Origin of the sequence: Erwinia sp. AnSW2-5, assembly GCF_045107195.1 — a bacterium.
Classification (GTDB): Bacteria; Pseudomonadota; Gammaproteobacteria; order Enterobacterales; family Enterobacteriaceae; genus Erwinia.
Genome location: NZ_JBJGXA010000014.1, coordinates 75,824 through 99,033, shown reverse-complemented (window position 1 = coordinate 99,033; position 23,210 = coordinate 75,824). Strand labels below are relative to the sequence as shown.

Here is a 23,210-nt window from a genome sequence, read left to right as displayed (position 1 = left end):
AACTGGCCCCATTCCCGCAGCACAATGACTCGCTGTGGGTTTTAAACCCCGACGCCATTGTGATCTTTCGTAGGGGGCGATCATCTTTTCCGATCGCCCCGTAACGCCGGGTCGGCACCCTGCTCAACATCACGGGCTGACCGAAACAGAAGGTCAGCCCCTACGCATCCTGAGTTGTTTTCGGCAGCAGACCTGGTCACTCTTACTTCATCGCCGGTGTTGGCAGCTTCTGCTGCGCTCCGGTCTGTTCGCGCAAAGTGGCCACCTGTTCGCGGGTGACTTCATTACCCTGATTCCCCCAGGAATTACGCACAAAATTCAGCACCTGAGCAATCTGGGCATCATCCATTTTCCAGTCAAACGCGGGCATCCCTGCCGCCGTCTGCCGCGCTTCGGTGTGCGGCGCGCGTGCGCCCCGCAGCATCGCATGGATCATATTGGTCGGGTTGTTCTGCATCGCAGGGTTTCCGGCAAACGCCGGAACCATGCCGCTAATTCCCTCGCCCTTCAGACCGTGGCAGGCGGAGCAGTTCACCTCATAGCTTAATGCAGCGTTGCTGCGGGCGGCTTCATCCATACGGAACCCCTGCGCAACCGGGGTGGAAGATGGCGTAACACCGCGCAGATAGGTGGCGATGGACTGTAAATCACGCTCGTTGAAATACTGCGTGGAGTGCTCAACCGCTTCCGCCATCGGCCCGGCGGCGACGCTGCTGCCGTTCGATCCGGTTTTCAGGTATTGGGTGATGTCCTCGTCGCTCCAGCTTCCGTTGCCAGCATGCGGGTTGGGGGTAATATCCGGTGCAAACCAGGCGCCAAGGCTACCGCCCTGCAAATAGGCGCTGCCGATCTCACCGCCCAGCGCATTACGGGCAGTATGGCAAACGCTACAGTGCGCCGGACCATCAACAATGTACTTGCCGCGATTCCACGCCTCATTCTTCAGCATATCCGGCTTAAAGCCGTTATTGTCGAAGAACAGCATGTTCCAGCCCGCCATCGCCAGACGAATATTGTAGGGGAAGTTCATCCCGGCATTTTCATCAATGCGCTGCTTTACCGGCTCAAGGCTGGCGAAGTAAAGCCACAGATCGTGCATGTCCTTATCGCTGATCTGGGTGTAGGCGGTGTAAGGCATTGCCGGATAGAGCAGACCATGATCGCCCCGCCCCTGACGCACGGCGTTAAAGAAATCACGCTCGGTCATCTTGCCGATGCCGGTTTCCCGATCCGGGGTGATATTGGAGGTTTCCAGCACGCCAAACGGCGTATCGATTTTGTAGCCTCCGGCAAAGTTCGGATTGTGGCAGGCGGCGCAGTCCGACAGGCGCATCACGTATTCACCGCGCGCGATGGCAGCCTTATCCTGGCTTTGCACATCGGCCAGCGCCACCTGGTCATCCGCCACCGCCGAGCGCGAACTCTCCATCACCACCCACAGGCGGCCAAAGGCTGCAATCCCCACCAGCACGGCCAGCGCAGCAATACCGCAGGTTATTGTCTTTTTTCTGCTCATCATTATGCCTCCACCAGCGGCGCAGGGTTCTTCATATAGGTCTGATAGATCGCCTGCGCGGCGCGGATAGCCAGCGCCCCCACGGTGACGGTCGGGTTGTAACCGCCGTTATTCGGGAAAGCCGACGCGCCAACAACAAACAGATTGTGGGCATCCCAGCTTTGCAGGAACGGGTTCAGGGCTGACGTGGTCGGGTCCGCGCCCATCACCGCACCGCCGATGGTGTGCGAGCTGTGCTGCTGATACGGGTTCCAGCTTTTCTCAGACTGGTTATCCACCACCAGATGCTGGCCCCCGGTCTCCTGCATGATTTTCACCGCACGATCGGTGACGTACTTCGCCATGTTGATATCGTTCTGGTTCCAGTCGAAGGTCATGCGCAGCAGCGGCTGGCCGTGGCGGTCTTTGTAGCGTGGATCGAGGTCGAGGAAGGCATCGCGCACCGGCATCGAGGTGCCCTGGCAGAAGATGGTGCCCGCCGTCTGATAATCACGGGCGTAACCGGCCTTCCACTCGCTGCCCCAGCGTCGGGTGCCTGGACGCAGGTTATCCATGTTCTGGATCGGGCGCCCGTTGGTGGAGAAGCCCATAATGCCCGCGCCGCCGATAAAGTCTACGTTGCTGTGATCGAAGTTATCGCCATTGAAATCATCAATCTGCACCGCCAGCGCGCCGCCACCGATAAACGGGTTCATCTTTTCATTATCAAAGAAGCCGGTCACCGTTGAACAGGTCTGGTAGTTATAGTTACGCCCGATGGTCCCGCGCCCGGTGCGCGGATCATACTGCTCACCGACGCCGGACAGCAGCATCAGCCGCACGTTGTCCATCTGATAGGCGGTAATGCAGACGATATCCGCAGGCTGGAAACCTTCCTCGCCCTCTTTGGTGATAAATTTCACGCCCTTCACGGTTTTGCCGTCGTCATGCTTCACCGCGTGCAGCACTTCGGTATCAGTTAACAGCGTGAAGTTCGGGCGGCGCATCAGGGCCGGTAAAATACAGGCCTGCGGCGAGGATTTAGAAAAGTTACCGCAGCCGTGAAAATCGCAGAAACCACAGTAGGTACAAGGCCCCATCGTGACACCCAACGGATTCACATAGGCCTGGGAAATATTGCCTGCCGGAATGGTGAAGGGGTGGTAACCCATCTTTTGCGAGGTGTTTCTGAATTTGCGCATCCAGTGGGTGTCTTTCAGCGGCGGAGTCGGGTATTCGCGTGAGCGCGGGCCTTCAAACACATTGCCGCCCAGGCGCTTTTCTCCGTTCAGGTTCCCGGCAATACCGGACGTCCCGGCGATACGCTCAAAGCGATCGTAAAACGGGGCCATTTCATCGTAGGTCACGCCCCAGTCCTGCAGCTGTAGCCCGGCCATTTTTGCCGCGCCGTAGCGTTCGCGCGTCTGGCTGGCGACGGCGAAATCCCACGGCGAAAAACGCCATGACATCCCCGCCCAATGCGTTCCTGCTCCGCCAACGTTCCAGCCAAACTGGAAGGCCGACCAGTTGCGTACCGGGGCCGCATCCTGATCGCTGCGGTTGCGGAAGGTGGTGGTTTCCACGCTCATCGGCTGCATAATTTTACGGCGGGATTTCCAGCGTAATTCATCGGGGTCCACGGCCGGGGGGAAGTCGGTCGAGGTATCGCGCCAGGCACCACGTTCAATGGCGACCACGTTTAATCCGGCACGGGTCAGTTCTTCTGCCATGACGGAACCCGCCCAGCCCAGACCGACAATCACCACGTCGGCCCGGTTTCTGATATGTGACATTTGCTTTGCTCCAGCTATTTTTAATCGTTTGGGATCAGGCTAACCGGAATCAGCTGAAGATCTTGATTGTGGCGGTCAACATAGGGGCGGTAGTCATATCTTGCGCCTGGAAAACCAATCATCTTCCAGCCGGACATATTTTTATTACCACCATAGATAGGATCGGCCAGATAGCCTTCACGCACGTTTTGCAGCATCAGTTCAAATAACGCCTGGCTGTTAATGTCATTACCAAGATTAATTTCCCCTTTTTCCATTTTCGTCAGGAAAATATCAATCTGATCGACATTCAGTGAATGAAATGATGCCTTGTGCTGGCTCTGCGCCCAGGCTTCTAACGCTTTCAATCCGGTAAGATAACGTTCGCGAGGCGAGGTCAGAAACTGCGGGCTGCCCATCAGTTTCTCCTCGTTTTCCGGCTGTAGCGGCCCGTCCAGATAAAGCGCTGCGCCGGAACCGTAATCCCCGGCCAGTTCCGCATCAATAAACTCGATGCAGCCTGATTCACTGGCTGACGGGCCAAAACGGTCAGCGGGGATCAGCCGATCAAACAGCGCGGTCAGGTTTTGACGGTCGGTTTCATTGGTCAGTACCCGATAGCCTTTTTGCCAGACCGGCTGCGGCAGATGGTCGGGGCTCATCTGCGTATCGTGCGGAACGCCCTTCATCTCCTCCGCCCGTAATGTTGGCGTTACGGCCAGCGCCGCCACGATCGAACTCAGCGAAAATATCGCTTCTCTGCGGTTCATGTTTATTTCCTTGATGAATTTTAGACGTCGTTATCCCTGCGAGATAATTAAAGATCTCGCACAAAGCGGCAGAATATCTTTGCCATTATTTTCATTAACCAAAGGTAATAAAATTGACGCCAGTTCCAGGCTCGACATTCAGCCTTTTCCAGGTCGTTATGATTGAAAGAAGTGTGACTTATACCCGGAATTATCCGTTTTATTATTAGCGGGGTGTGTACGGCGGAATTAACCACACCCCATGATACCCTTCATCCTTCACGCTGCCGGTGCGTTGGCTACCCTCGCGCACCGGACTGACTTCAGCATTAACACTTGTGTTTCAGATGCGACTGCCGGATGCGGATCTCGCCCCAGCGCCAGTCACCTTCTGCGGTGCTGACGTCATCGATCAGGCGGTTGAGCGCTTCATCAATCAGCCGTTCAATCCCCTGGCTCCAGCTGGTCAGCATCCAGTCATCGGTGCCCGCTTCATCAATATCGTCAAACCCGACAATGCCGATCTGCCCCTGCCTGCCCTGCTGCTTTAACGCCTGCAGGGCACCGAGTGCCAGAATGTCGTTTTCACAAAAAATCGCATCCACAACATCCGTAGTCGATTGCAGATAGTCGGTCATTGCCCGGTAGCCATTCTGACGATCGTAATGCCCGGCATTCAGCACCTGTTCAATGGCAAAATCGCTCTGCTGTAGACGGTCCTGATAACCTTCCATCCGCAGCAGGTGGTGTCCCTGGGTGTCTGGCCCTTTCATATAGCCAAAACGCTGGTAACCCTGCGTCAGCAGCAGTTGGGCAATCTCTCCCCCGGCGCGGAAACCGTCAATATTGACCACGTCGATCTCGTCCGTGTCGTTATTGCGGCACACCTGCACCAGCGGGATATGGTGCATATCGTGAGCAATAGCGATCAGCTCCTCCGTCAGGATGGTGCCGAGAAACAGAATGCCGTCCACCTGGAGCTGGTCAGCCATCGACAGCACCGAGCGGTAGTTTTCCCCAGGGGTAATATTCAGCACCAGCGCCATATTGCTGCGTGCCTGAAGCTGCCGGGTGACCACATCCAGCATCATCATCGAGTGCGGATTTTTTAACTCATCAATCACCACGCCGATAATCTGCGTTCTTTTCTTCGACAGGCTGCGCGCCAGCAGATTGGGCCGATAGCCCAGCTCTTTCGCCGCCGCTTCTACCTTCTCACGCGCCCGATCGGATACCGATGCACCCGGCGTGAAGGTGCGGGATACCGTCCACTTGGATACTCCCGCCCGTTTCGCCACATCGTTAGCGGTGGTTTTATGGCGCATTTTTACATTCTTAGTCATAACACCTGCGTTCTGGAGTCTGGTAACCCTGCATTGAACGCTAAACGCCGGTGAAAATAAACTGTCCGCCGCGATATCTGTGCCCCGGTGCTGACGGCCTTAGGAGTTCCCTTACTAATGTTGCGATTATGTTCGATTTCTGCACCCGATTGCAATTATTTTTGCAATCGGGTGCAAGATGTTAGTTTTTTGTGACAGAAGCCGATGATTTGGTCTTCCGGGGATTGACTAAATTTTAGGCGTGGCCGACATTCCACTGACGCACCGGAAAGCCACAGTCACATCGTGGCGGATAACCGCCCTTTTTTGCACCCGGTTGCAATTAACGTTTTCCTATAACGATAAAACCTCAACCTACGGAATAACCCCATGAAAATATTAAAAGTATTACTGGTGATGTTCAGTGCCCTGCTGGCCTTCGGCGTTCAGGCAAAAAACGTGAAGGTCGGTGTGGCGCTGGCTAACTTCGATTTAAATTTTGTCTCCATTCTGCGCACGCAGATGATCGGCGAGCTGAAAAATCTTGAGATGGACAGCCAGTTTTCTGATGCCAAAGGCGACGTCGCGTTGCAGATCCAGCAGGTCGACGATTTTATCAATCAGGGCGTGGACGCCATCATCCTCAACCCGGTGGATACCCAGGGCGTTCTGCCGATGATGCAGGCAGCGAAGCGCGCCAATATCCCGCTGGTGTTCGTTAACCGTAAACCGGAAGTCAAACTCGGTGCAGGCCAGGCCTATGTCGGTTCGGACTCCGCACTGAGCGGCAGGCTGCAAATGGAAGCGATGGCGAAGAAAATGAACTACAAGGGCAATATTGCCATTCTGATGGGCGCGCTCTCCAACGAAGAGGCGCGCGAGCGCACCAAAGCAGTGGAAGAAGTGATCGCACAGCACAAAGAGATGAAGGTGATCGAGCGGCAGAGCGCGAAGTGGCAGCGTAACGAAGCGGTGGATGTCACATCCAGCTGGTTACTCAACGGTGCGCCGATTGACGGCATCGCGGCCAACAATGACGAAATGGCGATTGGCGCCATCATGGCAATCAATCAGGCGAAGAAATCCAACATCGTCGTGGCGGGCATTGATGGCACGCCGGACGGCCTGCAATTTATTAAAAATGGCGAAATGGCGGTCACCGTCTTCCAGGATGCAAAAGGCCAGGCGACTGGCGCGGTAAAAGTGGTTAAGTCTCTGGTAGAAAAACAGAAAACCGAAACCTACAACTGGATCCCTTACGAGGTCGTCACCAAAGAAAACTACCTGAGCTTTACCGAGAAAAATAAGAAGTAAGCCGATCTCATCCCCTCTGAGGGCGAATGAAAAAGCGCATGCACCCGGGTGCATTTTGTTGAAATTTTGTGATCACGCTTGTGAGTTTTGCATGATGTCGATTGACTTAATATTCGCCATCTTGAAGAGTGCAGCACATGACAGGCAGCAGCATCACCGCTTATCCCGGTCTGGAATCAACACGGTTACGCCCTATTTTGCACCCGGGTGCAAACAACAACTCAGGAGTCGATAATGTTAAATGGTGAAAGAAAAATCCCCCGCCCGCTTCGCTGGGCAATGATTGGCGGCGGCCGCCTGAGCCAGGTCGGTTACAAACACCGCAGCGGTGCGCTGCGTGACAACACCGCCTATCAACTGGTGGCCTGCGCGTTTGATATCGACGCCGCACGCGGCCGGGATTTCGGCGTTAACCTCGGCGTGGCGGCAGAGCGCTGCTACGACGATTACCAGCAATTACTGACGGAAGAAGCGAAGCGTGCTGACGGCATCGAAGTCGTGACCATCGCCACGCCAAACGGCACCCACTATGAAATCACTAAAGCGGCGCTGAATGCCGGTATCCATGTTATTTGCGAGAAGCCGCTGTTCTTCACCACCGCCGAAGCGCGTGAAATCAAAGCACTGGCGGCGGCCAAAGGGCTGATCGTCGGCGTCACTTACGGCTTCTCCGGCCACCCGCTGCTGATGCAGATGCGCGCGATGATCGCCAACGGTGAGATCGGCGATGTACGTATGGTGGAGTTGCAATACACCCACGGCTTCAGCGCCAATGACAGCGCCGACAAGTTCAGCGAAGCCCAGAAGTGGCGCGTTGACCCGAAAGTTGCCGGGCCAACCTTCGTGCTGGGCGATATCTCGACGCATACCTTCTATATCTCACAGCTGGTGCTGCCGGATCTGCACATCACCTCTTTGCTGTGTGACCGCCAGAGCTTTATCCCGTCGCGCGCGCCGCTGGAAGATAACGCCATGGTGCTGATGCATTACGAAGGCGGCGCCGTGGGCCGTATGTGGGCGTCTTCCATTAACGCCGGGTCGATGGACAGCCAGTTTATTCGCGTGATTGGTTCACAGGCCAGCCTGGAGTGGAACGACTACAACCCTGGCGAACTGAAGTATGAAATTCAGGGTAAACCCACGCAGATGATGCATCACGGCATGCCGTACCTGGATGAGAGTGCGCTGGCCGATGAGCGCCTGGGCGCGCTGCACACCGAAGGTCTGGCCGAGTCCTGGGCCAATATTTATCTGAAATTCGCCATTGCCATCAGCGCCCAGCAGCGCGGTGACCAGCAGACGCTGGATACCCTGATCTATCCCGATATTGATGCCGGTCTGGAAGGCGTTCGCTGGATTGAAAACTGTGTTCGCTCTGCCGACAACGGCTCCACCTGGGTTAATTACGAGTAAGGTTAACAAGATGAAATTATCGTTCTGTACCGACAGCCTGGGCCACCTGCCCTTCGAACAGATGCTGGATAAACTGCTGGAGCTGGGCGTTTACGGCGTGGAGATGACCACCGGCGGCTGGTCGGGCGCGCCGCACCTGCGCACCGATGAACTGCTGGCAAGCAAGGCGAAACGCCAGCAGGTTCTCCAGGCACTGGAAAGCCGTGGCATGCAGATTGCCGCGCTGAACGTCTCCGGTAACCCGCTCGACCCGGGCCAGCGCCACAAAAGCGACACCGATAAAGCGTTACAGCTGGCAGGTGAGTTTGGCGTGAAGAAAATCGTCATGATGAGCGGCCTGCCTCCGGCCAGCCCGAACGACACCATCCCAAACTGGATCACCTACACCGTTAGCTGGCCGCCGACGCTGAAAAACTGCCTCGACTATCAGTGGAACGAAGTGGCGATCCCTTACTGGCTGGGGCTGGTTGCCCGCGCCAAAGAGTGCGGCGTGGAAAAATTTGCGCTGGAAAACTTCAGCTCCATGCTGGTGTGGAACCCGGAAACGCTGTTCCGCCTGCGTGATGCCGTTGGGCCAACCGTCGGCCTGAATCTTGACCCAAGCCACCTGCTGTGGATGGGCGCGGACCCGATTGCGGCTGCGCGTGCACTTGGCCCGGCGATCCACCACGTACACGGTAAAGATGTGCGTCTGGAGCGCGGCCTGGTGGCAATTAACGGTCTGCTGGAAACCAAACCGGTAGAAGATGTGGCAAACCGTGCATGGAACTACGTGGCGGTCGGCTGCGGTCAGGATCTGCAATGGTGGAAGGAGTTCTTCTCCGTGGTACGCATGATGGGCTACAACGACTGGGTATCGCTGGAGATGGAAGACCTGACCATGTCCGTTGAAGCGGGCGTGACCTCATCGATTGCCGCGCTGCAACAGACCATCAGCCAGTAATCCGATATTCCGGGGCTGCACACTGTTGCAGCCCTGCTTTCCCGTTTATTCTGTCATAAATAGCGAATCATCCATTTTTAGTGGTCTTGATCACTTCCTCCATCCCGGTCCTGTCTTTCCACCGCCGCATCCTTTATTCTTACCGCAGCACGGCCTGATCAGTTAATAACAAGGATGATTGAATAAAGGGATGCCATCATGACCGAATTAGAAAAAGATTTACTCGCCAATGGCTTTAGCGAAAAAGATTTAAAGAAGTTCAGAAGAGCCAGAGAGCGGGCGAAACAAGAGGAGCAGATCGAGGGGGATAATGCGTTAGATTATGATGAGACGTTGAGAGAGGAGATCAAGGCATTGGGTTCAACTTTTCTATGCATTACATGTTCCATACTAGTCATACTCATTCTTTTTAATACATCACAAATATCAGAAGAATACTCATCACTAGAGATGATGACACTAAGCACTATCATTACCGTGTTTATTTATCTATGCTCAAGCATTGCTAACCCATTAATACTGGGATTAAAGTCATGCTTATATAAAAAAAGATTGAAAAACAACAAATAAAAATACCACGTGTTAACATCGTGGCAATTAAGATATTAAAGTCAAACCTTACAATTCACCACCTGAATGCATCCCATAAATAAATCTCAAGTTATTACCTGAAACAACCACTTCCAACATTAAAGATGCTTTGCTCATTCTGCCAACTTGAATATAAAAATCAGATGGAATAAATTTATATAAACGCCAGGAATCCGGTTTGACACTCATTCTAAACACACCGTAAGCTGAAGTGATGATTTCCATAGAGTGGTAAGCCGTAAGGCCAGCTTTCTTATCAAACCCCATAAAATGAGCGATGCCAACATAAGAGTCTCTCAATAAATTAGGAGCACTGTCACTACCCAGTAATTTAAGTAAACTTTCTGATGTTGAACTTGCACCACTAGCCATCACGTAAAAACCTGCAATTTTCCCTATCACAGATGCACTATCAAATGCACTTTTTACTATTGCTCCGCTGCCAAAAAACTGCCCAGCCCCCAAAGCCAATCCGACAGCATCAATGGTATAACCCAGCTCTTTATTATATTTCTCCATACTGACAGTAAGAAATATCTTTGCCTGCCCCATCGTCAGCCGGTCGCCCTGGGTGCTGATGTTATTGCTCTCCTCCTTAATATTATTAATGGCGGCTTTACACTGAGCATCACTTTTCGCGTTGCTAATTTCATGCAGATTCGCGTTAGCAAATGCTTTCACCTCACCAAGAAATCGGGCGCGGATAAAGTGATCGCGTATATGTTTTCCGCCAACGATCTCTGCTACCCGGTGTAAATCCGAGGCAGCAGACTGCCCCATGGCAGAGAAATATTTGTTATCGTTACTTCTTCTGTTTAGATAAATATCCATAAATTATCTCTTCTCCTTGAAGTACATTAACTACCTACGCAATTTATTATTAACAAATTCACGCTTCGGCGTCACGCAGCAGTGGTGCAGAATGTCGGGGTGCGCATCCAGACGTAATTTATTGGCAGCAACACATCCATCTTATTGAAAAACAGATAGCAAATAGTCCATTTTTATGATGCAGATAGATTCCCTGATCCCGGCCCTGTCTTTCCACCGCCGCATCCTTTATTCTTACCCCAGCACGACCTGGTAAGGTCGTAATAAGAATAATTAATTAAAGGGACGCCATTATGACCGAATTAGAAAAGGATTTACTCGCCAATGGCTTTAGCGAAAAAGATTTAAAGAAGTTCAGAAGAGCCAGAGAGCGAGCGAAACAAGAGGAGCAGGCCGAGGGGGATAATGCGTTAGATTATGATGAGACGTTGAGGCTGGAGATAAAAAACTTAGGTTCGTTCTTCTTCAGCATGGCATGCTTTCTTTTTATTTTACTCTTATTATTGAATGTATCATCTATTTTAGAAAATCATTCACCTCGGGACGTAATAGCAGTAAATACATTCACATTCTCCATTTTTATTTTATGTCAATCTGTTGTTAGCCCATTACGTCTAGGGTTCAAATCCTGGCGTTATAAAAGAATTAAGAACAAAAAAAAATAATCTCAAAAAAGCCACGCGCCAACGGCGTGGCTCCCCTGTCATATAAAGTCGGGCTTATCTCAAACTGGCTCCATCCCCGCATCAAAAGTCAGCGCCCTGCCGTGTTCATCGATACGCGCTTTATCGCGCCGGAAAGCCCGTGCCGAGCGAAACCCGCCAAACAGCGCCCCGCGCTGATAAATCTCGCCTGCGCGTTCCAGCAAATATTCATCCTGCGGGCTAATGGCAAGGCCGCGATCCACCCAAATTTTGGCCAGATAACGGTTCGGCATACTGCCTTTTCCGATGAAGAAAGCATACGCATAATAAGCCGCAGCGAACTCCTGATTGTCAGGATGCTCATCGTTCCACAATGCAGCCAGCACCTCATCCAGCGCGAAGCGACAATCCGCCTCGCTGGCGTGCTGATTAAACAGGATCAGCCCCGACAGCTCACGCGTGGCGCGCTGCCACACTTCCAGCCCGAGATTCTCAGCGTGCATCACCCCGATAAACAGATCGCGTGCGCGCTGATACTGCTGCGCATTCACGATGTCGTTTTCACGGGCAATGACATACCCCAGGTTGTACTGGCAAATCACGTTACCGGCCTCTGCGGCTCGCGCCATCCACACCAGCGCCTGCTCGCGGTCTTCATACGCTGCCGCATCGCGGCCATAGCGGCGCGACATCCTGCCTGAATAGAGGTCGTATAATCCGGCCATCGCCGAAGCATCACCGGCATCGGCCGCAGCCTGGGTGAGGAAAACGCCCGCCTCTTCAGAGGCTGCCTCAAACAGATTGGCGCCCGCCTGGCCAATATCGAGGTCGGACTCCAGCGCCAGGCCCAGCGGGATCAGCCGCTCATGGTCAAACTGCCCCTGACGGATGTCATAGAAACCGTATTTGCTCGCCAGCCCCGCCACCAGCACTTCGTACTGGCAGTCGCCCCACTGCTGACTGCGATCCAGCCATAGCGGACGCAGGCCAAAGCTGTCCTCGATACCCGCAAAATCCAGGCAGGAGAGTAACGTACTGAACGCATCGTGAAGCCCCGGATCGGCAACCGGGTGATCAACCTGCCACGCCTTGACCAGCGCATCGTAAGCCTGCTGCATCTCGGGCTTATTCCAGTGCACTTCATTGCCTTCCTGAGTGCGCGCATAGTGGCTGAGAAAGTTGGCGTAGTTGCGCAGCACAGAAGCATGCTGGCGCGGCGTGAGGTTAAGCGCTAGCAGGGCATCATACTGTTGCAGACAAAAGGCAATGTTCTCGCGGTCGTTGGCCCCAGGCATCAGCGCCACATAGCCAAGATAATCCCAGGCCTGCGTCATACGTAAGCCGTTACGTTCACTCTCAGACAGCCCGCGGCACCAGTCGCTGTCGATAAACGCAGACATCTCCTGATGGCTGCCACCCCAGCGAGGGTAGAGAAAATGCACCCAGGAGCTGAGGATCGCGTACAGATTCGGGCGCGCTTCCAGCGTCACGCGCAGCCAGTAAAGCTTGCTGTCATGCTGTTCCGTTTCGCTGCGCGCCGATAAACAGGCAGGTAAAGCCTGGGGGATGATAGCCAGCTCGCTGCCACCTTCATCGCGCAGTCGCTGCATTCCGGCGGCCCAGACCTCCGGGTCCACCTCTGCCTGGCGATCGGTGTAGTTGTCCGGCTGTTCGCCCAGCGCCAGCGCTAATAACCACTGTGGCTCGCCCAGGTAACAGCTCAGGCGGAAAATACGGAACAGCGCATAAGCGGGTTTCGGGTGCAAAGGTAGCGCGCGCAGATACGCGGCAATCCCCAAATCGCGCGCCAGCTCTGCCCCCATCCAGCGGTCGTCCGTCACGTATTCGCCGCCATTTTGGGTACGAATACGGCCCGCAGCACGCTCCCAGTAGCACCCCAGCAGCAGATGAGCATGGTAGGAATCAGGATAATCCGCGACCCAGGTTTCCAGCGCGGCCAGGGTGTCAGCCACTGGCTGGAGCGGGTCGAACAGCATATCGATGCTCCACTCGTAGTCGTAAGCTTCGCTGACGCCGTTCAGCCAGGGCTGGGATTGCTGCTCCAGTAACACATCCAGTGCCGCAAACTGCTGGCTGATGAACAGCGCACGCAGGTGCGCACGACGTGCAAGGATCGATGCCAGAGATTCATAATCAGAGGTCATTTTATCGGTTCTTCCTGAGTGTTCGCTCATCGCCCTTCCCTTAAGTCAAATACAGCGAAAAGTCCCTGAGCCATTGAAAAGTTTCACAAAAGATAATTTTTTAAGGTTTCGTTATATCAGCAATATTGGGAAATTTCAGGATAAAAATGATCCACACCAGAGAAATTTACATTAACGCGCCTGACGGTTTTTCCTGCTGGTCAATGTGCATCACTTAAGGTAAGCTGATCCACAAAACTAGTACAGGAGATTGAGCGTGACATTAAACTCTATTGAAGAGGTGAGAAACCAGATTGACCAGATCGACACCCGGTTGGTGGCGCTGATTGCCCAGCGGGGAGAGTGCGTCAAAGCCGCCGCTGCATTCAAGAAAGACAGCGATGCCGTCCGTGCGCCGGACCGTGTGCAGAAGGTGATTGATAAAGTGCGTCAGCAGGCGGCAGAACACCATCTGCCGGAAGAGATTATCGAGAAGGTGTACCGGGCAATGATTGGCGCATTTATTGATTATGAACTGGAACAGCATCGGCAGCTGAGCGAGGGTGTTTAGCTGACAGGGGGACTCATAAACGGGGAGCAGATCATACGGCCTAACAACCGTAGCCCGGCGAAGCCGATAAATTTCATCCCTGTGAAGTAACCATCTACAGCTAACCGTGTTTATGGCCAACCTGGCCATAAGCGACCCACACGCCGTTTCCACTGCCCTCTAAAGAACCAGACAGCACCAGTGAGACGCTAGTCACATATTTTACCCATTTAGTTTACCGGCGAAACCGCTTACGTCGGTAAACAACCGCTTAACCCCACATAGCGCCACTCAACGAATTATCCCCCTGGCGCCACTTGAAATTCGCCACCATAGCCACGGTATAAAATTCTTTCGATTGCACACAATCTCACTTTGTATAAAGCCAGGTCCTTTATGAATAAAAATAAGCTATTCAAGCATATACCCTGGATGATCCTCGGGATCATCGGTGCTTGCTGTCTGGCCGTGGTCGCACTCCGACGCGGCGAACATATCAGTGCGCTGTGGATCGTTGTGGCGTCCGTGTCGGTCTATCTGGTGGCGTATCGTTATTACAGCCTCTACATCGCCCAGAAGGTGATGAGACTGGACCCGACCCGCGCAACGCCTGCGGTGCTCAATAATGATGGTCTGAACTACGTACCGACCAACCGTAACGTACTGTTTGGTCACCACTTCGCGGCGATTGCCGGAGCGGGGCCGCTGGTCGGTCCGGTTCTTGCGGCGCAGATGGGCTACCTGCCCGGCGTGCTGTGGCTGCTGGCGGGCGTGGTGCTGGCCGGAGCGGTGCAGGACTTTATGGTGCTGTTTATCTCCCAGCGCCGTAACGGTGCTTCGCTCGGTGAGATGATCAAAAATGAGATGGGGCCGGTTCCTGGTACCATTGCGCTGTTCGGCTGCTTCCTGATCATGATTATCATCCTTGCGGTGCTGGCCCTGATCGTGGTGAAAGCGCTGGCAGAAAGCCCGTGGGGCGTGTTTACCGTCTGCTCAACGGTGCCGATTGCGCTGTTTATGGGCATCTATATGCGCTTTATCCGGCCGGGGCGGGTCGGTGAAATCTCCGTGATTGGCGTGATCCTGCTGATTGCGTCGATCTACTTTGGTGGCGTGATTGCCCACGACCCGTACTGGGGCCCGGCACTGACCTTTAAAGACACCACCATCACCTTTACCCTGATTGGCTATGCGTTTATTTCTGCGCTGCTGCCTGTGTGGTTGATTCTGGCACCGCGCGATTATCTGGCGACCTTCCTGAAAATCGGGGTGATTGTTGGCCTGGCTATCGGGATTGTGATTCTGAATCCTGAGCTGAAAATGCCCGCGCTGACCCAGTATATTGATGGTACTGGCCCGCTGTGGAAAGGTGCGCTGTTCCCGTTCCTGTTTATTACTATCGCCTGTGGCGCCGTCTCCGGTTTCCATGCGCTGATTGCTTCCGGCACCACGCCGAAACTGCTGGCCTGTGAAACCGATGCGCGCTTTATCGGTTACGGTGCCATGCTGATGGAGTCGTTTGTGGCGGTGATGGCGCTGGTTGCAGCCTCGATTATCGAACCGGGTCTCTACTTCGCGATGAACACCCCACCGGCAGGCCTCGGCATCGTGATGCCAAACCTGCATGAGCTGGGCGGTGCCAACGCGCCGATGATTATGGCGCAGCTGCAGGAAGTGACCGCACAGGCGGCCGCCACCGTCAGCTCCTGGGGCTTTGTTATCTCCCCTGAAGAGATCCTGCAAACCGCGAAAGATATCGGTGAACCGTCGGTGCTGAACCGTGCGGGTGGTGCGCCAACGCTGGCCGTGGGGATTGCCCATGTCTTTAACAAGATTCTGCCGTTTGCCGATATGGGCTTCTGGTATCACTTTGGCATCCTGTTTGAAGCCCTGTTTATCCTGACCGCGCTGGATGCGGGTACCCGTTCCGGCCGCTTTATGTTGCAGGATCTGCTGGGTAACTTTGTGCCATTCCTGAAAAAAACCGATTCACTGCTGGCCGGCATTGTGGGCACCGCAGGCTGTGTCGGGCTGTGGGGCTACCTGCTGTATCAGGGCGTGGTCGACCCGCTGGGCGGCGTGAAAAGTCTGTGGCCGCTGTTCGGTATCTCCAACCAGATGCTGGCCGCCGTAGCGCTGGTGCTGGCGAGCGTGGTGCTGATTAAGATGAAGCGCACGCAGTACATCTGGGTAACGATGATACCGGCTATCTGGCTGCTGATTTGTACCACCTGGGCGCTGGCGCTCAAACTGTTCAGCACCAATCCGCAGATGGAAGGCTTCTTCTATATGGCCAGCGAGTACAAAACCAAAATGGCCACGGGTAGCGCTGAGCTGACGGCTCAGCAGTTGAGCAATATGAATCATATTGTGATCAACAACTACACAAATGCGGGTCTGAGCATTCTGTTCCTCATCGTGGTGTACAGTATTATCTTCTACGGCATTAAAGCCTGGCTGAACGCACGCCGGTCTGATACGCCAACGGATACTGAAACACCATATGTCGCTGTGCCGAAAGAAGGGGTGAAAATCTCTTCAGGCCACTAAGTGATGTGTCGGGCGAGGCGTGCCTCGCCCTGAATATAGGGGGATGATGGATGTTTGATAATCTCGGCGCGGCGAAAAAATACCTCGGTCAGGCAGCGCGTATGCTGGTCGGCATTCCTGATTACGATACCTACGTTGAACACATGCAGACCAATCACCCGGATAAACCGGTGATGACCTATAAAGAGTTCTTCCGAGAGCGCCAGCAGGCGCGCTATGGCGGAGATGGAAAAGGCGGCATGCGCTGCTGCTGATGCAAGACGACTATCAAGGTAGATAACCTATGAACCCCATTGCTGTCACGGTACTGACCGGTTTTCTCGGCGCGGGAAAAACCACGCTGTTACGTCATATTCTGCATGAACAGCAGGACTACAAGATTGCGGTGATTGAGAATGAGTTTGGTGCCGTCGCCGTCGATAATCAGCTACTCGGCGATCGCGCCACGCAAATCACCACCCTCACTAACGGCTGCATCTGCTGTACCCGTTCAGGCGAGCTGGAAACCGCGCTGCTGGACCTGCTCGACAGCCGCGATAACGGCGATATCACGTTCGATCGCGTCATCATTGAATGCACCGGCATGGCCGATCCTGGCCCGATTATTCAGACCTTCTTCTCCCATGAGATCCTGTGTGAACGCTATCTGCTGGACGGCGTTATCGCCCTGGTCGATGCCGTACATGCCGGGCAGCAGATGGATCAGTTTACGCTGGCGCAGTCGCAGATAGGCTACGCCGACCGCATTCTGCTGACCAAAACGGATATCAGTGGCACGCCACCGGAACTGATGGAGCGTTTGCAGCGCATCAATGCGCGCGCACCGATCTACCCGGTGATCCACGGCGATATCGACCTGGCGCTGTTGTTTGATACCCGGGGATTTATGCTGGAAGAGGCGATTGTCACGCCGAAACCGCGTTTTCAGTTTATCCCGCAGCAACAGAATGCCATCTCCTCCGTGGTGCTGGAGCTGGACTACCCGCTGGCACTGGAGGCGGTTTCGAAAGTGATGGAGGGGCTGCTGGCCGGTTTTGCCGACAGGCTGCTGCGCTACAAAGGGATGCTGTGGATTGCCGATCAGCCGTGTCGCCTGCTGTTCCAGGGTGTGCAGCGTCTGTACAGTGCTGACTGGGATCGCGAGTGGCAGGCTGATGAACAGCCTGCCAGCACGTTGGTCTTTATCGGCATTGAGCTACCGGAAGAGGAAATCCGTGCAGCCTTTGCCGGGTTAAAAACCTAGCTTACAAGCCCACAACCTCCTTCAGGCTTTTCAGATAGCGGCGGCTCACCGGCACAGTGTGGCCGCTGCTCAGTAACAGCTCTCCCTGGCCATTATCCTCAAGACGGATCTCCTTCAGATGGATCATATTTACCAGAAACTGGCGATGGCAGCGCAGCAGCGGTGTGCGGTTTTCCAGCGTACGTAACTTCAGCTCGGTAAAACCTTCCTTCCCCTCCAGGCTGGTGACGTAGACCCCGCTCAGGCGGCTACTGACAAACACCACATCTTCCATCTGCAACAAATAGATACGGCTCTGCCCGCTACAGGGAATAAACTTCAGATCCTGCTGATTATCCGGCAGCACAGAGACATCCTGCCCATGACGATCCTGACGCAGGCGCGTCAGCGTTTTCTCCAGTCGCGGAGCCTCCACCGGTTTCAACAGGTAGTCAAAAACATGCTCTTCAAACGCCTGCACCGCAAACTCGTCAAAGGCGGTGAGGAAGACAATCCAGGGACGGTCCTCCGGGTCAAGCATGTTGACCATTTCCAGGCCGCTGATGCGCGGCATCTGGATATCGAGGAACAGAACGTCAGGGCGCAGTTTATGCACCATGCCGATCGCCTCAACAGCATTTCCACACTCGCCGACAATCTCAATATCCGGCTCTTTTTGTAACATGACGCGCAGGTTCTCGCGCGCCAGTGGTTCATCATCGACAATCAATACGCTGATCATAGGGGTTCCTCCAGCGGTAACCGCAGTGTAATGCGGGTGAGACAATCCGGTTCACAGGTGACGGTGATTCCGTAAGCGTCGCCATATCGCACGCGCAAACGTTTATCCACCAGGCTCATTCCCAGCCCACCACCGCTCTCTTTGGGCTGATAAAGCCCAGCGTTATCTTCAATATCCAGCACCAGATGCTGCCCGTCACGGCTGGCCTTAAGGGTAATTTCACCCATGCCGAGCAGCTGTGAGGTGCCGTGTTTTATTGCATTTTCCACAATCGGTTGCAGGGTAAACGCAGGAAGCTGGTAGTAAGCCAGCTCCTCCGGCACCCACAACCGGATGCTCAGTCGCGACTGAAAACGCGCCTGCTCAATTTGCAGGTAGGCGTTAACATGCTCGATTTCATTCGCCAGGGTGACAATCTCCGACGGACGCTTCAGGTTTTTCCTGAAAAACGTGGAGAGATATTGCACCAGTTGCCCGGCTTTTTCACTGTCATGGCGGATCACCGCCATCAGCGTATTCAGTGCATTAAACAGAAAATGGGGATTCACCTGGGCGTGCAGCAGTTTGATCTCGGACTGGGCCAGCAACGCTTTCTGACGCTCATAGTGCCCGGCGAGGATTTGCGCAGACAGCAGCTGCGCGATACCTTCGCCCAGCGTGCGGTTGATGGAGCTGAACAGGCGGTTGCGCGGTTCATAGAGTTTTATTGTGCCGATCACACTCTGATTTTCCCCTCTGAGCGGGATCACCAGCGTCGAACCCAGCTTGCAGTTGGGGTGCAACGAACAGCGGTAAGGCACTTCGTTACCGTCGGCATAGACCACTTCTCCGCTGTCGATGGCACGCCAGGTATAGGAAGAGGAGATCGGCTTACCCGGCAGATGGTGATCGTCCCCGGTGCCGGTAAAGGCCAGCAGGCGTTCACGGTCAGTGATCGCCACCGCGCCGATATCCAGCTCTTTATAGAGCACCTGCGCCACCTTCATGCTGTTCTCTTCGTTAAATCCCTGGCGCAATATCCCCTCGGTCGAGGCGGCGACCTTCAGCGCCGTGGTAGAAAACGCCGTGGTGTACTTCTCAAACATCGCCCGTTTATCCAGCAGGATGCGCATAAACATCGCCGCCCCCACGGTATTGGTCACCATCATCGGTGCCGCAATGCTTTGCACCAGGTGCAGGGCATCCTGGAAGGGTCGGGCAATCAGCAGGATAATCGCCATCTGCACCAGCTCAGCGACAAACGTGATGGCCCCTGCCGTCAGCGGGCTGAAGACTTTGTTACTGCGTCCGCGTTTGATCAAATAGCTGTGCATCAGGCCGCCCAGCAGCCCCTCGGCAATCGTGGAGATCATGCAACTGAGCGCCGTCATACCGCCCAGCGAGTAACGGTGCAATCCCCCCGTCAGGCCCACCAGACCGCCGACTACCGGGCCACCCAGCAGGCCGCCCATCACCGCACCAATGGCGCGCGTGTTAGCAATTGAGTCTTCAATATGCAGACCGAAATAGGTGCCCAAAATGCAGAAAATCGAGAAGGTGATGTAGCACAGCAGCTTATGGGGCAGACGCACCGTAACCTGCATGAGGGGGATGAACAGACGGGTTTTACTCATCAGCCAGGCGATGACCAAAAATACACACATCTGCTGTAACAACAATAAAATCAACGTAAATTCGTACATGCCCTGTAATCCACATTCTCCTGAGGGAGCAACATACACTGGACAGCGCGATCTTTCCCTCCATCATTCATTGAAATGCGAGCTGGTACTGAATTTTTTTTAAAAATACCGCAGATAGTGGCACAGGAGGATCGCCGTGCCACTGTCTGTGGGTTTACAACACCGCCGTACTGAGCGGCTGGATCACCGGATTTCCTGCGCGATCGCGCAGGATCTCAACCTCAACGCCATACGTGGCGGCAATCAGTTCGGCGGTTACCACATCGCGCGGGTTCCCGGCAGCCTGGATTTTCCCCTGCGCCACCACCAGCAGGTTGTCTGCATACTGGCAGGCCAGGTTAAGATCGTGCAGCACAATTACCGTCACCCAGCCCCGCGCCCGGGTTTCACGCCGGACCAGGTCGAGCAGGGCCAGCTGATGCTTAAGATCCAGTGCGCTGACCGGCTCATCCAGCAGCATCGCCAGAGGCTCACGCATCATCACCTGGGCAAACAGCACCATCTGGCGCTGCCCCCCGCTTAGCGAGGCGATATCGCGCCCGGCAAGATGGGCGATCCCGGCCTGCGCCAGCCGCTGCATGGCCGCTTCCAGCGTTTCATCATCAATATGCAGCGAGAGTTTGCCCAGCCGCCCAAGGACCACCACTTCCAGCACCGTCAGGCCAATATCAGCACTGCTGTCCTGCGGCAGATAGGCGAAGATCTCACGCCAGGCATGCAGCACCCGGCCAGGCTGTTTTCCCGCCGCCAGCTGATATCCACCACAGCGGATCTGCCCGGATGCCAGCGCCAGCTCGCCAAAGATAGCACTCAGCAACGTCGTTTTTCCGGTGCCGTTCGGGCCGATAATCACATGGATTTTACCGGCTTCCAGTCCGGCACTGACCGCATCAATAATCGGTCGGCCCTGACGATGAACAGAGACATTATCAAGCTGGATCACAGGGCGCTCCTCCGGGGAGAAAAAATCAGCCATAGCAGGAAAGGCACACCGACAATGGCGGTGACAATCCCGACCGGGAACAGCGCGCCGGGCACGATGGATTTAGACAGCACCGACGCCGCTGACAGCATCAGTGCGCCACTGAGCACCGACATCGGCAGCGAAAATCGCTGATCTTCCCCCACCAGCATGCGTGCAATATGCGGCGCCACCAGCCCGATAAAGCCGATAACACCAACAAAACTGGTGGCGGTGGCGGTCATGACGGCCACAATCACCAGCACTTTCATCCGCAGGTAGCGCACGTTAACGCCGAGACTGAGTGCGCGCATTTCCCCCATGCGCAGCGCAGCCAGCTTCCACGAGTCGGCCATCAGCAGCAGGCAGCACACCAGCGTCACGACCGCCGTCAGGATCAGCGTCGGCCAGGTCGCTTTGGTCAGGCTGCCAAACAGCCAGAATAAAATTTGCTGCGACAGCTCCGGGGAAGAGAGGAACTGGATCAGCGACAGCATCGACTGGAACAGAAACAGCAGCGCGATGCCGCCAAGAATAATGGTTTCGGTACGCACCCGGCGCATTGAGGCCAGCATAAACAGGAACAGCGCCGCCAGCATGGAGAAGATAAACGCACCAATCGGCACGGCAATCATCGGATTCAGTCCAAAGCCGCCAAAGGCCAGGCTTAACGCCGCGCCAAAACCGGCCGCCGCCGCCATTCCCAGGGTATAAGGGCTGGCCATCGGGTTATTCAGCAGGGTTTGCATCTGTGCCCCGCCCGCCCCCAGCGCAGCCCCCACCACCAGCGCCATCAGCGCCATCGGCAGGCGAAACTCACGCACAATCGCATCCGTCATGGCCGCACGCTCACCGATACCGGTCAGAGAACGAATCACTTCAGAAGGCGCCAGCATTGACGGGCCGGTCGCAATATCCAGCACCAGGCAGAGCGCGGTCAGCAGCAGGAAGAGGAATACGTAACGCCAGCGTTTGCCTTCGCGCGCGCGATGCGCAGCAATGGCTGCACGGTTGTCGGTGGGAGTGTTCATTCAGCGGTCCTGTATAACAACAAGGGGCGGCCCAAACAGCGGCCGCCCCTGGCAGATTTCGTCAACTTACTCTTTGACACTCACCACAAATGTCCCTTCCGGGGTGACCGGCAGGTATTTTTTGTAGAAATTCAGATAGTTCGCCAGCGGGTCGATATCCTTAAACAGCTCAGGATAGAGCTGCTTCGCCATATACTGCACCATGGCGAAGTCAGACAACGTGCGCGATGCGCCCTGATAAACGCCAAAGACTTTGCCATTTTTCACTGCCGGTAACTCGTTCCAGCCGCGACGCTGTTCAAAGCCTTTCAGCTTAGTGCGAGCGTCAGCAAGATTAACGCCCTGGCCCATCGGCAACGCGTTGGGATTTTTGTTGTTCTCACGGCCGGAGATAAAGATCGCGTCCGGTTTAGAGGCCAGTACCTGCTCCGGGTTCAGCGGTCCCCACCACTCGACGAACGGCGTGGCGATGTTATTGCCGCCCGCGGCGGTGGCCATTGAGCCCCACATATTTTTGCCGTAGGTAAAGGAGTACTCTTCCGGCCCTTTGTTGCCGAACTCAACATACACTTTCGGCTGAGGTTTACCCGCCGTGGCAATGCGATCCGCCACCTGCTTCAATGCACCGGCGTAGAGTGCCGCCATTTCACTGGCGCGCGCATCCTGCCCGGTCAGCGTGCCCAGCACGCGGGTTGAGGCAACGTGCCGCTCAACGGTCTGCGCGTTGTAGTCGATAACCACAATCGGGATGCCCTGTTTTTCGATGCGCTGTACATCCTGGCCCAGGGCCTGGAACTGCCAGTCTGCGAGGATCACCAGATCCGGGTTCAGACTCAGCACTTTTTCCACCGAGAAGCTCTGCGCTTCCACTTCACCCACATCCGGGATGTTTTTCAGCGAGGGACGATGCGCGACGTGCATATTCCAGTTCGCTGGCACCCAGCCTTCCCAGGCTTCGCGGGAAATCCCGACCACGGAGTCATACGCTTTTTCGCCGCCAACGGACATGTAGTCTTCGAAGTAAAAGCCCAGCACCACGCGTTTCGCGGGCAGGTCGACTTTCACTTCCCGGCCAATAACATCGGTCAGAGTCTGGACTTTAGCCGATGCGGAGGTAGTGACCGCCAGCACGGCAAACGATAACGCACAAACCAGCGCGCGCGGGTTAAACACAGAGGTATTCATGGATGCAGGTTCCTGGTAAGAAACTAAAGGCAAATAAAAATGATTATCAGTTAGATTTGACACTGTTTT

General features: G+C 55.0%; 20 protein-coding genes. 9 read left to right on the top strand and 11 right to left on the bottom strand.

The genetic code is table 11. From position 1 onward, the window contains the following. Positions 1-202: 202 nt before the first annotated feature. The 4 genes from ACFL9S_RS12640 to ACFL9S_RS12625 all read right to left on the bottom strand — a co-directional run bounded on the left by ACFL9S_RS12640 (position 203) and on the right by ACFL9S_RS12625 (position 5,359). Entirely contained in the window at positions 203-1,519 is a 1,317-nt protein-coding gene (locus ACFL9S_RS12640; protein WP_405262259.1) for a c-type cytochrome, read from the bottom strand. Continuing rightward, positions 1,519-3,288, bottom strand: a complete 1,770-nt coding sequence (locus ACFL9S_RS12635) for a GMC family oxidoreductase (RefSeq protein ID WP_405262258.1) — start codon at positions 3,286-3,288, stop codon at positions 1,519-1,521. Before ACFL9S_RS12635 ends, ACFL9S_RS12640 begins: the two co-directional genes overlap by 1 nt. A 20-nt stretch (positions 3,289-3,308) precedes the next feature. Then, positions 3,309-4,037, bottom strand: coding sequence for a gluconate 2-dehydrogenase subunit 3 family protein (locus tag ACFL9S_RS12630; RefSeq protein WP_405262257.1), 729 nt, complete (start codon positions 4,035-4,037; stop codon positions 3,309-3,311). 308 nt (positions 4,038-4,345) lie between these two features. Further along, a complete protein-coding gene (locus ACFL9S_RS12625) occupies positions 4,346-5,359 on the bottom strand; it encodes a LacI family DNA-binding transcriptional regulator (protein WP_405262256.1) in 1,014 nt (337 codons plus the stop codon). A 369-nt stretch (positions 5,360-5,728) separates the two neighbouring features. On the opposite strand from ACFL9S_RS12625, the gene ACFL9S_RS12620 reads away from it, so the two are divergent. From ACFL9S_RS12620 to ACFL9S_RS12605, 4 genes are all read left to right on the top strand, one after another. Then, positions 5,729-6,652, top strand: coding sequence for a substrate-binding domain-containing protein (locus ACFL9S_RS12620; protein WP_405262255.1), 924 nt, complete (start codon positions 5,729-5,731; stop codon positions 6,650-6,652). Between the two features lie 234 nt (positions 6,653-6,886). Beyond that, positions 6,887-8,065 (top strand): Gfo/Idh/MocA family protein, encoded by a 1,179-nt coding sequence (locus ACFL9S_RS12615; RefSeq protein WP_405262254.1) that lies wholly within the window; start codon positions 6,887-6,889, stop codon positions 8,063-8,065. Between the two features lie 10 nt (positions 8,066-8,075). After that, a complete protein-coding gene (locus ACFL9S_RS12610; protein WP_405262253.1) occupies positions 8,076-9,008 on the top strand; it encodes a sugar phosphate isomerase/epimerase family protein in 933 nt (310 codons plus the stop codon). Positions 9,009-9,206: 198 nt separating this feature from the next. Further along, positions 9,207-9,578: a hypothetical protein gene (locus tag ACFL9S_RS12605; RefSeq protein WP_405262252.1), complete on the top strand. Its 372-nt coding sequence runs from the start codon at positions 9,207-9,209 to the stop codon at positions 9,576-9,578. Positions 9,579-9,626: 48 nt separating this feature from the next. Here ACFL9S_RS12605 and ACFL9S_RS12600 read toward each other — a convergent pair whose 3' ends face one another. Next, positions 9,627-10,430 (bottom strand): DUF4225 domain-containing protein, encoded by an 804-nt coding sequence (locus ACFL9S_RS12600; protein WP_405262251.1) that lies wholly within the window; start codon positions 10,428-10,430, stop codon positions 9,627-9,629. A 293-nt stretch (positions 10,431-10,723) separates the two neighbouring features. Between ACFL9S_RS12600 and ACFL9S_RS12595 the strand changes: the two genes are divergently transcribed. Next, on the top strand, positions 10,724-11,095 hold the full coding sequence (locus tag ACFL9S_RS12595) for a hypothetical protein (RefSeq protein ID WP_405262250.1): 372 nt from the start codon (positions 10,724-10,726) through the stop codon (positions 11,093-11,095). Between the two features lie 59 nt (positions 11,096-11,154). Here ACFL9S_RS12595 and ACFL9S_RS12590 read toward each other — a convergent pair whose 3' ends face one another. Then, entirely contained in the window at positions 11,155-13,269 is a 2,115-nt protein-coding gene (locus tag ACFL9S_RS12590; protein WP_405262249.1) for a DUF4034 domain-containing protein, read from the bottom strand. A 226-nt stretch (positions 13,270-13,495) separates the two neighbouring features. On the opposite strand from ACFL9S_RS12590, the gene ACFL9S_RS12585 reads away from it, so the two are divergent. The 4 genes from ACFL9S_RS12585 (at position 13,496) to yjiA (ending at position 17,561) form a co-directional block, all read left to right on the top strand. Next, complete coding sequence (locus ACFL9S_RS12585) at positions 13,496-13,789, top strand: chorismate mutase (RefSeq protein WP_405262248.1); 294 nt, start codon at positions 13,496-13,498, stop codon at positions 13,787-13,789. Positions 13,790-14,164: 375 nt separating this feature from the next. Continuing rightward, positions 14,165-16,318, top strand: a complete 2,154-nt coding sequence (locus tag ACFL9S_RS12580; RefSeq protein WP_405262247.1) for a carbon starvation CstA family protein — start codon at positions 14,165-14,167, stop codon at positions 16,316-16,318. A gap of 50 nt (positions 16,319-16,368) precedes the next feature. Next, positions 16,369-16,572: a YbdD/YjiX family protein gene (locus tag ACFL9S_RS12575; protein ID WP_133843580.1), complete on the top strand. Its 204-nt coding sequence runs from the start codon at positions 16,369-16,371 to the stop codon at positions 16,570-16,572. A gap of 29 nt (positions 16,573-16,601) precedes the next feature. Then, positions 16,602-17,561, top strand: a complete 960-nt coding sequence (gene yjiA, locus ACFL9S_RS12570; RefSeq protein WP_405262246.1) for a GTPase — start codon at positions 16,602-16,604, stop codon at positions 17,559-17,561. A gap of 1 nt (position 17,562) precedes the next feature. Here yjiA and btsR read toward each other — a convergent pair whose 3' ends face one another. The 5 genes from btsR to ACFL9S_RS12545 form a co-directional block, all read right to left on the bottom strand. Then, positions 17,563-18,282, bottom strand: a complete 720-nt coding sequence (gene btsR, locus ACFL9S_RS12565; RefSeq protein WP_405262245.1) for a two-component system response regulator BtsR — start codon at positions 18,280-18,282, stop codon at positions 17,563-17,565. Then, entirely contained in the window at positions 18,279-19,964 is a 1,686-nt protein-coding gene (locus ACFL9S_RS12560) for a LytS/YhcK type 5TM receptor domain-containing protein (RefSeq protein ID WP_405262244.1), read from the bottom strand. Before ACFL9S_RS12560 ends, btsR begins: the two co-directional genes overlap by 4 nt. A 154-nt stretch (positions 19,965-20,118) precedes the next feature. Continuing rightward, positions 20,119-20,907 carry an ABC transporter ATP-binding protein gene (locus ACFL9S_RS12555; RefSeq protein ID WP_405262243.1) on the bottom strand — a complete coding sequence of 263 codons (789 nt, stop codon included), beginning with the start codon at positions 20,905-20,907 and terminating at the stop codon, positions 20,119-20,121. Beyond that, entirely contained in the window at positions 20,904-21,956 is a 1,053-nt protein-coding gene (locus ACFL9S_RS12550; RefSeq protein ID WP_405262242.1) for a FecCD family ABC transporter permease, read from the bottom strand. The genes ACFL9S_RS12555 and ACFL9S_RS12550 overlap by 4 nt, the downstream gene beginning before the upstream one ends. Positions 21,957-22,022: 66 nt before the next feature. After that, positions 22,023-23,141 (bottom strand): ABC transporter substrate-binding protein, encoded by a 1,119-nt coding sequence (locus tag ACFL9S_RS12545; RefSeq protein WP_405262241.1) that lies wholly within the window; start codon positions 23,139-23,141, stop codon positions 22,023-22,025. Positions 23,142-23,210 lie beyond the last annotated feature (69 nt).